This is a genomic window from Lentibacter sp. XHP0401, from assembly GCF_025751535.1.
Taxonomy (GTDB): domain Bacteria; phylum Pseudomonadota; class Alphaproteobacteria; order Rhodobacterales; family Rhodobacteraceae; genus Lentibacter.
Window position 1 is genome coordinate 35,889 of sequence record NZ_JAOWLC010000005.1, and the last position, 15,257, is coordinate 51,145.

Annotated in this window: 14 protein-coding genes; 13 read left to right on the plus strand and 1 reads right to left on the minus strand. The window is 58.8% G+C overall.

All coding sequences use genetic code 11. The annotated features are described in order from the left end of the window. Nucleotides 1-20 precede the first annotated feature (20 nt). Nucleotides 21-1,448, minus strand: a complete 1,428-nt coding sequence (gene tldD / locus OE750_RS07940; protein ID WP_263763301.1) for a metalloprotease TldD — start codon at nucleotides 1,446-1,448, stop codon at nucleotides 21-23. A gap of 194 nt (nucleotides 1,449-1,642) precedes the next feature. Between tldD and coxB the strand changes: the two genes are divergently transcribed. The 13 genes from coxB to OE750_RS08005 all read left to right on the plus strand — a co-directional run bounded on the left by coxB (nucleotide 1,643) and on the right by OE750_RS08005 (nucleotide 15,242). After that, the gene (gene coxB, locus OE750_RS07945) at nucleotides 1,643-2,569 is read left to right on the plus strand and encodes a cytochrome c oxidase subunit II (protein WP_263763303.1); all 927 of its coding nucleotides are present in this window, start codon (nucleotides 1,643-1,645) and stop codon (nucleotides 2,567-2,569) included. A gap of 57 nt (nucleotides 2,570-2,626) precedes the next feature. Then, nucleotides 2,627-3,568: a heme o synthase gene (gene cyoE, locus OE750_RS07950; RefSeq protein WP_263763305.1), complete on the plus strand. Its 942-nt coding sequence runs from the start codon at nucleotides 2,627-2,629 to the stop codon at nucleotides 3,566-3,568. Continuing rightward, nucleotides 3,565-3,795, plus strand: coding sequence for a cytochrome C oxidase assembly protein (locus OE750_RS07955; protein ID WP_263763307.1), 231 nt, complete (start codon nucleotides 3,565-3,567; stop codon nucleotides 3,793-3,795). The genes cyoE and OE750_RS07955 overlap by 4 nt, the downstream gene beginning before the upstream one ends. Beyond that, the gene (locus OE750_RS07960; RefSeq protein WP_263763309.1) at nucleotides 3,795-4,382 is read left to right on the plus strand and encodes a cytochrome c oxidase assembly protein; all 588 of its coding nucleotides are present in this window, start codon (nucleotides 3,795-3,797) and stop codon (nucleotides 4,380-4,382) included. Before OE750_RS07955 ends, OE750_RS07960 begins: the two co-directional genes overlap by 1 nt. 28 nt (nucleotides 4,383-4,410) lie before the next feature. Next, nucleotides 4,411-5,211, plus strand: a complete 801-nt coding sequence (locus OE750_RS07965; RefSeq protein WP_263763311.1) for a cytochrome c oxidase subunit 3 — start codon at nucleotides 4,411-4,413, stop codon at nucleotides 5,209-5,211. A 107-nt stretch (nucleotides 5,212-5,318) separates the two neighbouring features. Next, on the plus strand, nucleotides 5,319-5,993 hold the full coding sequence (locus tag OE750_RS07970) for an SURF1 family protein (RefSeq protein WP_263763313.1): 675 nt from the start codon (nucleotides 5,319-5,321) through the stop codon (nucleotides 5,991-5,993). Then, the gene (thrC, locus tag OE750_RS07975) at nucleotides 5,990-7,378 is read left to right on the plus strand and encodes a threonine synthase (protein ID WP_263763316.1); all 1,389 of its coding nucleotides are present in this window, start codon (nucleotides 5,990-5,992) and stop codon (nucleotides 7,376-7,378) included. The genes OE750_RS07970 and thrC overlap by 4 nt, the downstream gene beginning before the upstream one ends. Beyond that, complete coding sequence (locus OE750_RS07980; protein WP_263763317.1) at nucleotides 7,375-8,637, plus strand: M16 family metallopeptidase; 1,263 nt, start codon at nucleotides 7,375-7,377, stop codon at nucleotides 8,635-8,637. The genes thrC and OE750_RS07980 overlap by 4 nt, the downstream gene beginning before the upstream one ends. Then, nucleotides 8,637-9,224 (plus strand): GNAT family N-acetyltransferase, encoded by a 588-nt coding sequence (locus OE750_RS07985; protein ID WP_412176209.1) that lies wholly within the window; start codon nucleotides 8,637-8,639, stop codon nucleotides 9,222-9,224. The genes OE750_RS07980 and OE750_RS07985 overlap by 1 nt, the downstream gene beginning before the upstream one ends. 4 nt (nucleotides 9,225-9,228) lie before the next feature. Next, complete coding sequence (locus tag OE750_RS07990) at nucleotides 9,229-10,644, plus strand: FAD-binding oxidoreductase (protein ID WP_263763319.1); 1,416 nt, start codon at nucleotides 9,229-9,231, stop codon at nucleotides 10,642-10,644. A gap of 63 nt (nucleotides 10,645-10,707) precedes the next feature. Next, complete coding sequence (dprA, locus tag OE750_RS07995; RefSeq protein WP_263763320.1) at nucleotides 10,708-11,874, plus strand: DNA-processing protein DprA; 1,167 nt, start codon at nucleotides 10,708-10,710, stop codon at nucleotides 11,872-11,874. 110 nt (nucleotides 11,875-11,984) lie between these two features. Next, complete coding sequence (topA, locus tag OE750_RS08000) at nucleotides 11,985-14,561, plus strand: type I DNA topoisomerase (protein ID WP_263763322.1); 2,577 nt, start codon at nucleotides 11,985-11,987, stop codon at nucleotides 14,559-14,561. Nucleotides 14,562-14,663: 102 nt separating this feature from the next. Then, nucleotides 14,664-15,242, plus strand: a complete 579-nt coding sequence (locus OE750_RS08005) for a L,D-transpeptidase (RefSeq protein WP_263763324.1) — start codon at nucleotides 14,664-14,666, stop codon at nucleotides 15,240-15,242. The last annotated feature ends 15 nt before the right edge of the window (nucleotides 15,243-15,257 follow it).

Consider the following 15,257-nt stretch of genomic DNA (forward strand, 5'->3'; position numbering starts at 1 on the left):
CGGCGCAGCAAGTGCGCCTGTCAGCCTTCGGCGGCAGAGCCGCCTACGGTCAAACCGCCAATCATAACAGTGGGTTGCCCAACTCCCACAGGCACCCACTGGCCCGCCTTGCCGCAGTTGCCCATACCCGGGTCAAGCGCCATATCGTTGCCCAGCGCACGGATGTTCTTCAGCGCTGTCGCCCCGTCGCCAATCAGCGTTGCACCCTTCACAGGCTCCATGACCTGGCCGTTTCTAACGCGGTAAGCCTCGGTGCAGGAGAAAACAAACTTGCCGTTGGTAATATCAACCTGCCCGCCGCCGAAGCCCACGGCCCAGATACCATCCTTGAGGTCGGCCACAATATCGCTCGGCTCCACATCCCCGCCCATCATATAGGTGTTGGTCATCCGCGGCATCGGAGCGTGCTGAAAGCTCTCACGCCGCCCGTTGCCAGTGGGCTCTACCCCCACCAGCCGCGCGTTCTGGCGGTCTTGCATATAGCCCACAAGCACACCGTCTTCGATCAGCACATTCTTCGCACTCGGCGTGCCTTCATCGTCAATGGTGATAGAGCCGCGCCTGTCAGGGATGGTTCCATCGTCCAGCACAGTCACGCCCTTCGCGGCGATCTGCTGGCCCATCAGCCCCGCAAACGCAGAGCTTCCCTTACGGTTGAAATCGCCTTCAAGCCCATGTCCGATAGCTTCATGCAACAAAATTCCCGGCCAGCCCGGCCCAAGTACAATATCAAGCTGCCCAGCGGGCGCGGGCACAGCCTCAAGGTTCACAACAGCAACACGCAAAGCCTCGCGCGCTTTGGCTTGCCAGTTTTCAGGGTCGAGCAGCCCCATAAGCCCGACACGCCCTCCGCCGCCCGCCGAACCGCTTTCGCGGCGGCCGTCCTGCTCGACAATTACACCCACATTCAGCCGCGCCATAGGGCGCACATCGGTTAGCCGCTGCCCGCCAACCCGCAGGATTTCAACTTCCTGATAGGTCGCCGAAACCGACGCGGTCACCTGCACCACCCGCGCATCAAGGCCGCGCGCATAAGCGTCAATTTCTTTCAAAATATCCAGCTTGGCGGCAAATCCCGCGCTCTCGATCGGGTCAATCGCCTCATAGAGACGCGCGTTGGTTCCTTTCGGTCCCGCCGCCATGGTTCCGCCGCCTTCAGCCACGGCCAACCGCGCCGTTTCAACCGCGCGAGTCACCGCCGCCTCGCTGATTTCGGTCGAATGTGCGTATCCCGCCACCTCCCCGAGCACGGCGCGCAGGCCAAAACCTTGAGATGTATCAAAACTGGCCGTCTTTACCCTTCCGTCATCAAGCACCAGAGATTCCGATTTGGCGCGCTCCAGAAAAAGCTCTCCATCTTCCGCACCGGCACAAGCTTTCTCCAGTAATTTAAGGGTTTTTCCCTCGTCGATCTCTGTCTCGAAGGGGCGGAAGGGCGGGTTGCTCATGATTTTTCCTGTCTGTCTGCGGGCGTATTTTCTTGATCTAAATCAAAAAAGCGTCTCTTTGACGCAAGCGGCAATATTGTCTCTGAGCTCAGAATATGGTTTCTGGAGCCTCAAGACGCAATGGGCCGAGACGTGAGTCTCTGGTTCAATTTGCTTTACGACAAAACAGACATACCAACCGATCAGGGTGAACCATGCGAATTCTTTCTTCTCTTCTGGCTCTTATGACAGCCATTTTTGCCCTTCCGGCCCTTGCGCAGGACAGCGTCGAGCGCGTCGGCAAGCCAATCGATGGCGCATTGAACTTCCAATATGCCGCGACCGAGCTGTCCCGTGACATCCACTGGCTCGACACAGCCATCAACTGGATCATCTTCGCAATCTGCTTTTTGGTCATCGGATTGGTTCTCTGGATTATCCTGCGCCACAACCGCAAGGCCAACCCGACGCCAGCAACCTTTACACACAACACCCCGATTGAAGTAATGTGGACACTTGGGCCGGTATTGATCCTCGTGTTTATCGGCGCGTTCTCTCTGCCCATTCTGTTCAAACAACAAATCATCCCCGAGGGCGATGTGAACATCAAAGTCACGGGCTATCAGTGGTACTGGGGCTATGAATACACCGATGAAGAGTTCGAATTCTCGAGCTACCTTGTCGATGCCAGCTACAAAATCGATGATGAAGCCGCCGGCTGGGGCGATGATCAGCCCATGGGCCAAGCTCAAGTGATGAACGACATCGCCGCTCAGAAGCTCGCCTACTTCGGTTACACGCCTGACGAGTTTCTGCTCGCGACAGACACACGTATCGTTGTGCCCGTCAATAAAACGGTCGTCATGACAGTGACCGGCGCTGATGTGATCCACTCCTGGACAATCCCCGCATTCGGAGTAAAGCAAGATGCCGTTCCGGGCCGCCTTGCGCAACTCTGGTTCACCGCCGAAAAAGAAGGCCTCTACTTTGGCCAGTGCTCCGAGCTCTGCGGCAAAGACCACGCCTATATGCCAATCGTTGTAGAGGTTGTGAGCCAGGCAGCCTACGACGAGTGGCTGGTCGGTGCGAAAGAAGAATACGCAGGCGTTACAGCCCCCGTCACTGTCGCTTCGGCTGACTAAATAACGGAGAGGGGCGGCACGCTGCCCCTTTCTCTTCACCTGATCCAGAGTAATGTGATGAGCGATATTTCAACAAACACACAGGTAGACACCAGCGAGGCAAGCTTCGGCGATTATTTTGCCCTGCTCAAGCCGCGTGTCATGTCGCTTGTTGTGTTCACAGCACTGGTGGGCCTGCTCGCCGCACCCGTGCCTGTGCATCCGCTCCTCGCCTTCGCCGCCGTTCTGTTTATCGCCATTGGCGGTGGCGCATCGGGCGCTTTGAATATGTGGTATGATGCCGATATCGACCGCATCATGCGCCGCACTCAGAGCCGTCCGATCCCTGCTGGCAAGATCACCGAAAAAGAGACATTTGCATTCGGTATGTTCCTCTCGGTGTTTGCCGTGGTCATGCTGGCGCTGGCAAGCAACCTTGTTGCCGCAGGCCTTCTGGCCTTTACGATCTTCTTTTACGTGGTGGTTTACACCATGTGGCTCAAACGCTGGACACCGCAAAACATCGTCATAGGTGGCGCTGCGGGGGCTTTCCCTCCGATGATCGGCTGGGCCGTGGCCACGGGCGGCATCAGCGTTGAAAGCGTGCTCATGTTCACCATCACTTTCATGTGGACGCCGCCCCACTTCTGGGCGCTGGCTCTGTTCATGAAATCAGATTACCGCGATGCTGGCGTCCCCATGCTCACCGTCACACATGGCCGCAAAGCGACCCGCGCGCATATCATCATCTACACCATCCTGCTCGCGCCCATCGCGATCGGCACAGGCTTCACAAGCATCGGCGGCCCTGTCTACCTTACAGCGGCACTGGTGCTGAATGCTGTATTCCTCAAAGGCGCATGGGATATCTGGCGCCGCGACGAAGCGCAGGCCGAAGCCGACAGCTATAAGACAGAGAAAAAGTTTTTCGCCTTCTCTCTCGTCTATCTCTTCGCACATTTTGTGTTCATTCTGGTTGAAAAAGGCCTCGCAGCCTATGGTCTTGGAGGCTGGTCATGAGCACCGCACCCCGCGTTGAGCACGAGCTTCACCAACGCCGCCGCAGCCGTAATGTCGGCCTCGGCATTACGCTTGGCGCGTTTGTGCTGCTCGTTATGGGTATGACCTATGTAAAACTCACGGCGCAAAACGCCATGATGGCCGAAGAACGCGCCAAAGAGCAAGCCGCTGCGGCCGCATCGGACTCATCCACGCAATCCTCCTCAACCGCGGGGGAATCTGACTGATGGCACTGGAAGGCAAAAACAAGACGCTCGCCCAGACCCTCAGTGTGGTCTTCGTCATGGGCGCCCTCGCTTGGGCCTCGGTCCCGTTTTATGACTGGTTCTGCCGCGTCACAGGCTTTGGCGGCGTGACAAATACCGCATTGTCTGGCTCCGATGTGATCCTTGATCAAACCATCAAGGTCCGCTTCGATGCGTCGACAGAGCGTGATTTCCCTTGGACATTCAAACCCATGCAGCGCCAAATGGAAGTGCGCATAGGTGAGACGGGCCTTGCCTTTTATGAAGCCCACAACCCGACAAACCGCCCCGTTGCAGGCACAGCAGCTTATAATGTGACGCCTTACGAGGCAGGCGGTTTCTTCACCAAGATTGATTGCTTCTGCTTTGAAGAGCAAATCTTGCAACCCGGCGAGACGGCAATCATGCCCGTCACCTTCTTTGTTGACCCCGAAATCGTCACCGATCGTGAAGGCCAGTATGTCCACACGATCACACTGGGCTACACGTTCTACGAAACCGATCTGCCAGAGGCGCAAGCGGCTCTGGTCTCCGAACCGACTACCGAGGCAACAACAAACCTTAACTAATCACATCTAGCCTCCAACGAGGGACATCATGGCGCACGAAAAAAACCACGACTATCACATCCTACCACCATCAGCATGGCCGCTTCTGGGCGCGCTGGCCTGTTTTACGCTGCTCTTTGGTGCGGTGCTTTATTTTCACGATATAACCTCCTTCGTCATGATTGCGGGTTTCCTGTTCACCTTCTACGTCATGTATGGCTGGTGGGCCGAGGTGGCCCATGAGGGCAACACAGGCGATCACACTCCAGTCGTCCAGATTGGTCTGCGCTATGGGGTTGTGCTCTTCATCATGTCCGAGGTCATGTTCTTCGCAGCGTGGTTCTGGAGCTTTTTCAAACATGCCTTCTACCCGATGGGCCCGGACAGTCCGATGATTGACGGGCAATTCCCGCCCGCAGGTATTGAAACCTTTGACCCTTGGCATCTGCCGCTGATCAACACACTCATCCTTCTGTGCTCCGGCGCGGCTGCAACATGGGCACACCACGCGATTGCCCATGAAAACAACCGCGAAGACATGAAGTGGGGCCTGATCATCGCAGTCGCGCTCGGCATTCTCTTCACGGGCTTTCAGGCCTACGAATACAGCCACGCCGCATTTGGTTTTGCAGGCAACATCTATGGCGCCAACTTCTTCATGGCCACAGGCTTTCACGGCTTCCACGTTGTGATCGGCACAATCTTCCTTGCCGTTTGCCTCTTCCGCCTGCAAGCGGGCCAGTTCACGCAAGAAAGCCACGTCGGCTTCGAAGCCGCGGCTTGGTATTGGCACTTTGTTGATGTGGTCTGGTTGTTACTCTTCGCCAGTATCTACGTCTGGGGCCAATAAGGCCAAGCGCCTTTTCAACAAAATCACAGCAAACGCCCCGTCATTTGATGGGGCGTTTCGCGTTTGAGCCCTTGCACGTGCCCCCTCTCTCGCCCTACTTCTTGGCCATGAAACAGAACTGGTCTTTCCTCCTGCTTTCCGCGTTCGTGCTTGCGGCGCTCATCAGCCTTGGCAACTGGCAGGTGCGGCGCATGGCCGAGAAAGCTGAGTATATCGCCGACGTCGAGGCCCGCCTTGATGCAGCGCCCGTGCCGGTGCCTGCTCGCCTTGCCCCAGAAGCCGATCAGTTTCTCTCTGTCACCGCCACAGGCGCGTTCACCGGCCCCGATATCCGCGTGCTTGTCTCAACTCGTGATTACGGTGCCGGCTATCGTATCATTCAAGCCTTCGAGAGCGGGGGCCGCCGCATCCTAGTTGATCGCGGCTACATCCGTGTCGCTGAAAAAGACACCCCCCGCCCTGCTGGCGCGGCCACAGTCACAGGCAATCTGCACTGGCCTGACGAGCGCGATAGTTACACACCTGAGAACGACCTCACCAACAACACATGGTATGCCCGCGACGTAAGCGCTTTGGCCGACACCTTACAAACCGAAGAAGTGCTCATCGTCGCCCGCCATGAGACCCCCGAAAGCGCAAAAATTCTCCCGCTCCCGCTCGATACAAGCGCAATCCCCAACCGCCACCTCGAATACATCATCACATGGTATGGATTGGCCGCCGTTTGGGTGCTAATGACCGCCTACTTTCTCAAACGCCGAAGCGCGAAAGCGAACACATGAAATATATCTCCACCCGCGGCCAAGCGCCTGAACTCACCTTTGAAGACGCCATGCTCACTGGCCTCGCCCGTGACGGGGGCCTCTATCTGCCAAAAGAGATCCCAACGCTTAGCGAAGCCGAGATAGCCGACCTCGCTGGCCTTTCCTATGAAGAAACCGCCTTTCGCATCATGCGGCCCTACATCGGCGACACTTTCACAGACACCGAGTTCAAAGGGCTGCTCGGCAAAGCCTACGCAGGCTTCGGCCACGCCGCCCGCGCACCTCTGGTGCAACTCGGCAGCGGCCACTTCCTGCTCGAGCTGTTTCACGGCCCGACACTCGCCTTCAAAGATTTCGCCATGCAGATCATCGGCCAGATGTTCCAGGCCGCTCTTGAACGCTCTGGTAAACGCATCACAATCGTCGGTGCCACCTCGGGAGATACAGGTTCCGCCGCCATCGAGGCCTTCCGCGGCCTTTCCAATGTCGATGTCTTTATCCTCTACCCGCACGGTCGGGTCTCCGAAGTGCAGCGCCGCCAGATGACAACACCATCTGAGTCCAATGTTCACGCCCTCGCCGTCACGGGTGACTTTGACGACTGTCAGGCCCGTGTCAAAGACATGTTCAACGATTTTGAGTTCCGCGATGGCGTGTCCCTCGCCGGTGTCAACTCCATCAACTGGGGCCGCGTCCTCGCGCAGGTGGTTTACTATTTCTCCTCAGCCGTCTCCCTTGGCGCACCCGCGCGTCGCGTCAGCTTCACAGTGCCTACAGGCAACTTCGGTGACATTTTCGCAGGCTACATCGCCAAACGCATGGGCCTGCCCATCGACCGCCTCGTTGTGGCAACAAACCAGAACGATATCCTCCACCGCTGTCTCGAAACATCCGAGTATCGCCCCGATGGCGTCACGCCTTCCATAAGCCCGTCGATGGACATTCAGGTCAGCTCCAATTTCGAACGTGCTCTGTTTGAGGCTTACGCGCGCGATGCCGCCCCCGTGGCGCAACTCATGGACGAACTGAAGCAGCAAGGCTTCTCCGTCAGTCAGGGCGCCCTACAAGCCCTGCGCGAGAACTATGACAGCGGCAACTGTTCCGAAGCTGAAACCAGCGAAACCATCAAACGCACTCTGGCCGAAACAGGCGAGCTTCTCTGCCCACACTCCGCTATTGGCGTCAAAGTCGCCGAAGAGCACCTTAAGGCGGATACCCCGATGATCACTCTGGCCACGGCCCATCCTGCCAAATTCCCTGACGCGGTCGAAGCGGCCACAGGCATCCGCCCGCCACTTCCGCCCCGTATGCATGATCTTTTCGAACGTGACGAGCGCGTCACCCGTGTCGAAAATGATCTCGCCGCCCTGCAAACCCTCATCAAAGAACGGATCGCGCATTGAGCATCCAGACCCACACGCTTTCCAACGGCTTTCGCATCGTAACCGAGCACATGCCGGGCCTCCAGTCGGCGTCCGTCGGCATCTGGATCACCGCAGGCGCGCGCAACGAAACCCTGCAGCAAAACGGCATCGCGCACTTCCTCGAACATATGGCGTTCAAGGGCACCAAGACACGCTCAGCTCTTGATATTGCCGAATCCATCGAAAATGTCGGCGGCTATATCAATGCCTACACCAGCCGCGAAACCACAGCCTATTACGCGCGCGTTCTGGCGGGTGATGTGCCTCTTGCGGTCGACGTGATCGGCGATATCCTTGTGAATCCAGTGTTTGACCCCCGCGAAATCGAGGTGGAGCGCGGCGTGATCCTGCAAGAGATCGGACAGGCGCTCGATACACCCGATGATGTGATCTTTGACTGGCTTCAGGAAGAGGCCTACCCCGAGCAAGCCTTGGGCCGGACCATTCTTGGCCCGACCGAGCGCATCAAAGCCTTCACACGCGACAACCTCAAAGACTTCGTGGCGCAGTATTACGGCCCCGAGAATATGATCCTCTCCGCCGCTGGCGGAGTGGATCATGATGCGCTTGTCAAACAGGCCGAAGCGCTCTTCTCCGCGTTGCCGCGCGGCAACGCACCTTCCGAAACCCCTGCCTATTTCGCAGGTGGCGAGCGGCGGGTGGTGAAAGACCTTGAGCAAGCCCATCTTGCCATGGGTTTCGAAGGGCCAGCCTACCGTGACGATGCCATCTTTACAGCGCAAATATACGCCTCCGCCCTCGGCGGCAGCATGTCCTCGCGCCTGTTTCAGGAGATCCGCGAAAAACGCGGCCTCTGTTACACTATCTTTGCCTCCGCAGGCGCACATTCCGACACCGGCATGATGACAATCTACGCGGGAACATCAGGCGAGCAAATCGGCGAACTGGCCGAAATCACGCTGGCCGAAATGACCCGCGCAGCAGATGATATGTCCCAAGCCGAGGTAGACCGCGCCCGTATCCAGATGAAGGCGGGTATGCTCATGGGCCTTGAAAGCCCCTCAAGCCGTGCCGAGAGGTTGGCCCGCATGACCCAGATCTGGGGCCGCGTGCCAAATCTCGACGAGGTGGTCGCAAAAATCGACGCCGTAGCCCTGCAAGACGTACGCAGCTTTGGGGCGGGCATAGCAACCTCGGCCAAAACCGCCCTCGCGCTTTACGGCCCGGTCGCCGATGCGCCCGAACTTGGCGCGCTCTTGCAAAAACGGGCCGCATAATGCTGATGCGGGTGCGCAAAAAACTCAGGATCGAGACCGAGCGTCTCACCCTGCGCGCGCCCGTTCATTCCGATTTCCACAGCTGGTCCGCCCTGCGCCGCGCCTCCGAGCCGTTCCTCACCCCTTGGGAGCCAAGCTGGAACATTGATCACCTCTCCCGCCGCGCCTTTACCAACCGTGTCTATTGGGCGCAGCGCTCCATGTCGGGCGACACAGCCCTGCCGCTCTTCATCTTCCGGCGTGCCGATCAACAACTGCTCGGCGCAATCACGATAGACAACATCCGCCGCGGCCCTGCCCAAGCCGCAACTGTCGGCTATTGGACAGGTGAAAGCTTCACCCGTCAGGGCTACATGCGCGAAGCTCTCATGGCTGTCGTGCACCACAGCTTCCATGTGATGGACCTTTCCCGCATCGAGGCCGCCTGCCTGCCCGAAAACGCCGCCTCGCGCGGCCTGCTTGAGCGGGCGGGCTTCAAATATGAAGGCGTCGCGCAAAGCTATCTGCAAATCAACGGGCGCTGGCGCAACCACGTGCTTTATGCCGCCTTGCGGATGGACCGCCGCGGCAAAACCGATATAGGCTAGGGCCATGCTCACGCCGCTTTCTCCCGATCTGCTCACCAAGCTAGACGCGCTGCTGCCGCAAGGCACCCTGCGCGAGGCGGCCCCGCGCTATCTTGAGGAGCCACGCGGCAAGTGGCAGGGGGTCGCCGCCGCCGTGGCTGCGCCCAAAACTGCCGCCGAGGTCAGCATCATTGTCAGCTTTGCCGCCAAGCACCACATTGCACTCGTCCCTTATGGCGGCGGCACTGGGCTTGTCGGAGGACAAGTCACGTCCACAGGCGCCCCGCTGGTCGTCTCGCTTGAGCGCATGAACCACGTGCGCGATGTGCACGCGTCTGAAAATGTCATCGTCGTCGAGGCGGGCTGCACGCTGCAAGCCGTGCAGGACGCGGCCCTTGAGGCCAACCGCCTTTTCCCGCTCTCCATCGGCTCTAAGGGCACGGCCCAGATCGGCGGCAACCTCGCGACCAATGCAGGCGGCATCAATGTACTGCGTTACGGCAACGCCCGTGACCTGGCACTTGGCCTTGAAGCCGTTTTTCCAGACGGCAGCGTATGGAATGGCCTCACGCGTTTACGCAAAGACAACACAGGCTATGATCTGCGCAACCTGCTCATCGGCTCCGAAGGAACGCTCGGCATAATCACCGCAGCAGCACTCAAGCTTTTCCCGCGCCCCGCGCAAACCGGCACAGCGCTCTTCGCCGTGAAAAGCCCAGCATCCGCTCTCGCACTCCTCTCGCTCCTGCGTGAGATCGCGGGCGAAACCGTTAGCGCATTTGAACTGATACATCGCCAGGGGCTTGAGTTTATCTCCGAAACCATGCCCGATGTGCGCCTGCCATGGCCCGATCCGCCCGAATGGATGGTGCTCACCGAGCTTGGCCTTGCGCGCGGGCCCTCGCCTCAGGCGCTCTTTGAAGAGCTGTTCGAAGCCGCGCTTGAACAGGGTCTGGCACATGACGGCATCATCGCCCAAAGCGAGGCCCAGTCCGAAGCGCTCTGGGCCCTGCGCGAGGCAATACCGATTGCCAACAAAAACATCGGTTCCATTTCTAGTCACGATGTCTCCCTCCCGCTGAGCGCCATGCCAGCCTTCATTCCCCGCGCCGGCGAGGCTCTCGCAGCGCACGGCGTTTACCGCGTCAACTGTTTCGGCCACTTGGGCGATGGCAACCTGCACTACAATGTCTTCCCGCCCAAAGGGGCGCAGCGCGATACTTACAAGGCTATGGCAAGTGAGGTGCAAGGCATCGTGCATGACATTGTTGTTTCCATGAACGGCTCGTTCTCTGCCGAGCACGGCCTTGGCCGCCTCAAGGTAAACGATCTTGAGCACTACGGTGACCCGACCAAGCTTACCGCCATGCAGGGCATAAAGGCCGCGCTTGATCCGCAAGGGATCATGAATCCCGGCACTGTCCTGTCTGCAAAAAGTTAAACTGATTCAGAAGCTGTTAACCATCTAAAGGTAATGATGATTCTGTAAGAGATCGGAGTCACAATGCCTGAAGCTTTACATCCTTCCACTCACCCCCCACTCCCACCCACCACGGAAGATGATCAGGTGTTGTGGCTTCGTCTCTTGCGTTCCCGCCGTGTCGGGATTGCGACATTCTTTCGCCTTCTGTCCGAACGTGGCAGCGCGGCCGCAGCCCTTGCGGCCCTGCCCGATATTGCCCGCGAAGCCGGTGTCGAGCCTTATCATACCTTCTCCGAAGAAGCCGCCCGCGCCGAGCTTGCCCGTGGGGCTGAGACAGGTGCGACACTGCTTTGCTACGGTGCGCCAGAATACCCCCAAGCGCTTTATGATCTCTCCGATCCGCCCCCGCTTCTCTGGGTACGCGGCGATGTGTCCCTCCTGCATCGTACCGGTATCGGCATGGTCGGCGCGCGCAATGCGTCTTCTCTCGGTGGGCGCACTGCCCGCATGCTGGCGTCCGAGCTGTCTGAGCAGGGCCATGTCATCATCTCGGGACTCGCCCGTGGCATCGATACGTCCGCCCATCTGGCCAGTTTGGACAACGGCACAATCGCAGTGCTCGCAGGCGGTGTTGATGTGATCTATCCCTCTGAAAATGCCCATCTGGCCAAGGATATCTCGCAAAAAGGTCTCCTGCTCAGTGAACAACCCATGGGGTTAAGCCCGCAGGCCCGGCATTTTCCGCGCCGCAACAGGCTTATCTCGGGCCTCTCCATGGGCCTTATCGTTGTAGAGGCCGCCGCCAAATCGGGCAGCCTGATCACGGCGCGTAACGCGCTGGATCAGGGCCGCGAGGTGCTCGCAGTGCCGGGCCACCCGTTTGATGCCCGCGCCTCTGGCTGCAATATGCTCATCCGTGATGGTGCAACGCTCGTGCGCTCCGCAGCTGATGTGCTCGAAACCCTTGCGCCCCTTGTCCCCGCCGCGCCGGAGCTTCAATCAGAGCTTTCACTCGACATTCCGCCGCCCCCGCCGCAGACGCGTGGCTTGGCCGAAACGGCTGCATTGCACCAACAAATTCTCTCGCGTCTCGGCCCATCGCCTCTGCCCGAAGATCAGCTCATCCGCGATCTTGCACAGCCCGCAGCCGCAATCGGCCCTGTGCTTGTCGAGTTGGAACTTGACGGAAAAATCAGCCGCGCCGCTGGCGGAATGCTCACAAAAGAGCTTGAAAACCAGCCCCATTAGCGTGGCATAACGGGCATTTTCAAGCCAAGTGAAAATCACCGCATTGACATTCCCTGCCCTCTGGACACATTTTGCGCGGCCATAGAGCCCGCGAATTTGAGAGGAAGTTTATGCCCGTAGTTGTTGTCGAATCCCCGGCCAAGGCCAAAACGATCAATAAATATCTGGGGTCCGATTACACCGTGCTTGCCTCCTACGGTCACGTGCGCGACCTGCCACCCAAGGACGGATCGGTCGATACCGAGCATGACTTTGACATGAAATGGGAGATCGGCGTTGACAGCCGCAAGCATGTCAAAGCCATCGCAGATGCGCTCAAAAATGACCCAAACCTCATTCTCGCAACCGACCCTGACCGCGAGGGAGAGGCAATCAGCTGGCACTTGGAAGAGGCCCTGCGCAAGCGCAAGGCAATCAAGAAAGACACGCCCGTCAGCCGCGTTGTCTTCAACGCAATCACCAAGGCCGCCGTCACCGAAGCGATGAAAAACCCACGCGAGATCGACGCGCCACTGGTCGAGGCCTACCTCGCCCGCCGTGCGCTGGATTATCTCGTCGGTTTCAATCTCTCGCCTGTTCTTTGGCGTAAGCTCCCCGGGGCACGCAGCGCTGGCCGTGTGCAATCAGTCTGCCTGCGCCTCATTGTCGAGCGCGAAATGGAGATCGAGGCGTTCAATCCGCAAGAATACTGGACAGTGAAAGCCGTGCTCGGCACCTCTCGTGGCCAGGAATATGAGGCCCGCCTCACAGTGCTCGCAGGCAAGAAACTTGAGAAGTTTGATATCTCAAACGAAACTCAAGCCGAGCTTGCCGTGCAGGCAGTCAACAGCCGTGACCTCTCCATCACCTCGGTCGAGGCCAAGCCCGCCGCACGCAACCCCTCAGCCCCCTTCATGACATCAACGCTTCAACAGGAAGCCAGCCGCAAGTTCGGCATGGGTGCCCGCGCCTGTATGAGCACAGCGCAGCGCCTCTATGAAGCGGGTCACATCACATATATGCGAACCGATGGCATCGACATGGCCCCGGAAGCCGTGACAGAAGCGCGCGCCGCAATCGCCGCGCGTTTCGGCGAGAAATACGTGCCGAAAGAACCGCGCATCTACAAGAACAAAGCCAAAAACGCCCAAGAGGCGCACGAATGTATCCGCCCCACCAACCTTGGGGCTGACGCCGCCGAACTCAAGCTGCGCGATGCCGACCAAGCCAAGCTTTACGACTTGATCTGGAAGCGCACGCTGGCCTGCCAGATGGAAAGTGCACGCATGGAGCGCACCACCGTCGAGATCGGCTCGCAAGACGGTCAGGTCGGCCTGCGCGCCACCGGACAAGTTGTTTTGTTTGACGGCTTCATGGCCGTTTACGAAGAAGGCCGGGATGATACCGTTGTTGATGATGATGACAAGCGCCTGCCCCAGATCAGCCAGGGTGACCCTGCGCCCAAAAAATCTGTCATCCCCGATCAACACCACACCCAGCCGCCGCCCCGCTACACCGAGGCAACCCTGGTAAAACGCATGGAAGAGCTCGGCATCGGCCGCCCCTCAACCTACGCGAGTGTAATCACCACGATTCAAGACCGTGAATATGTCCGCAAAGAACAAAACCGCCTTTTCCCCGAAGACAAAGGCCGCATTGTCACGATCTTCCTGCTCAACTTCTTCCGCAAGTATGTCGGTTACGAGTTCACATCCTCCCTTGAGGACGAGCTTGACGATGTCTCCGCAGGCAACCGCGACTACAAATCGGTGCTTGCCCGCTTTTGGAAGGATTTCTCCGCAGCGATCGCCGAAACAAGCGATTTGCGCATCTCCGAGGTGCTTGATGTGCTCGATGCCGCCCTCGCGCCGCAGCTTTATCCGCCGCGAGAAGACGGTTCAGACCCGCGCGTCTGTCCCAAGTGCGGCACAGGCCAGCTTCACCTCAAATCATCCCGCACCGGCGGCTTTGTCGGCTGCGGCAATTACCCCGAATGCACCTATACGCGCCCCATCGCGGGCGAGGGTGCAGAGGGCGACGAGCGGGTGCTCGGTGAGGATGCAGGCGACGAAATCTGGCTCAAGTCAGGCCGCTTCGGCCCCTACGTGCAGCGCGGCGAGCCAACGCCCGAAAACAAGAAACCACCCCGCGCTTCCCTGCCCAAAGGCTGGGACAAAGACGCGATGGACCTTGAAAAAGCCCTCACGCTTCTCAGCTTGCCTCGCGAAATAGGCGAGCACCCTGAAGGTGGCGCCATCACAACCAACTTTGGCCGCTTCGGCCCCTATGTGATGCACCAGCTGCCCGATGATGCCAAACCCACCTATGCCAACCTCAAAGACCCCAACGATGTGTTTGAACTCGGCATGAACCGCGCAGTCGAGCTTCTGGCTGAAAAGCGCGCCAATCCGGGCCGCGGCCGCTCTGCTGCCGCCAAGCCGCTCAAAGAGTTGGGAGAACACCCCGAAAGCGGCGGGCCGGTGAATGTCATGGAAGGGCGCTATGGCCCCTATGTGAAATGGGACAAAGTCAACGCGACCATTCCGAAAGATGTGGAAGCGGCAAACGTTACCATGGAACAGGCCGTTGAATGGATCGCCGAGAAGGCTGCGAAAGGCGGCAAAAAGAAAGCCGCACCCAAGAAAAAGGCACCTGCCAAAAAGCCAGCCGCCAAAAAGCCTGCGGCCAAAAAAGCGGCGTCGAAGTAGTCTTCCGGCCACACTGGCGGCGGCGCACGCAAATGTGAGTTTCGGGTGAGCGGAAAAGCTGTTTTTACAGCCTCAACCCGAAACTTACCGAAAGGCAAACCCATGTCTGATTCCACCCTTTCACGCCGCGCCCTTTTGCTGGGCGCAAGCGCCGCTTTTGCAATGCCTGCCATTGCCCGCGCCCAAACAGCGCCTACCGCACAAGTCGAGGAACTTGCACGCCGCCACATCTCGAGTTTCACGACGCAAGACTGGCGCGATCACTTCGAGACTCTCGGCGCCGGCGCTATTGTCTGTGATACAACCTCGCGCGCACTTCACTATTGGTCCGCAGATGGCAGTGATTACCGCGTCTATCCCACCTCGGTTCCCAGATCGGACGAGCTGACAAAGCGCGGCTACACCAAAATTGTGCGCAAGAAAGTCGGCCCAAGCTGGACGCCAACCGCCTCCATGATGGAGCGTTTCCCCGATTGGAAACCCGTTGCAGGCGGCGCGCCCGACAATCCGCTGGGCACACATGCGCTCTATCTCGACTGGCCCGCCTACCTCATTCACGGCACCCACGACACCCGCAAGATCGGTCGCCCCTCGTCCGATGGCTGCATCGGGCTCTACAACGAAAAGATCGAAGAGCTCTTCGCTGTTGCCGATATCGGAACACAGGTGCGCCTCATCTGATTTTCACGGGAATGA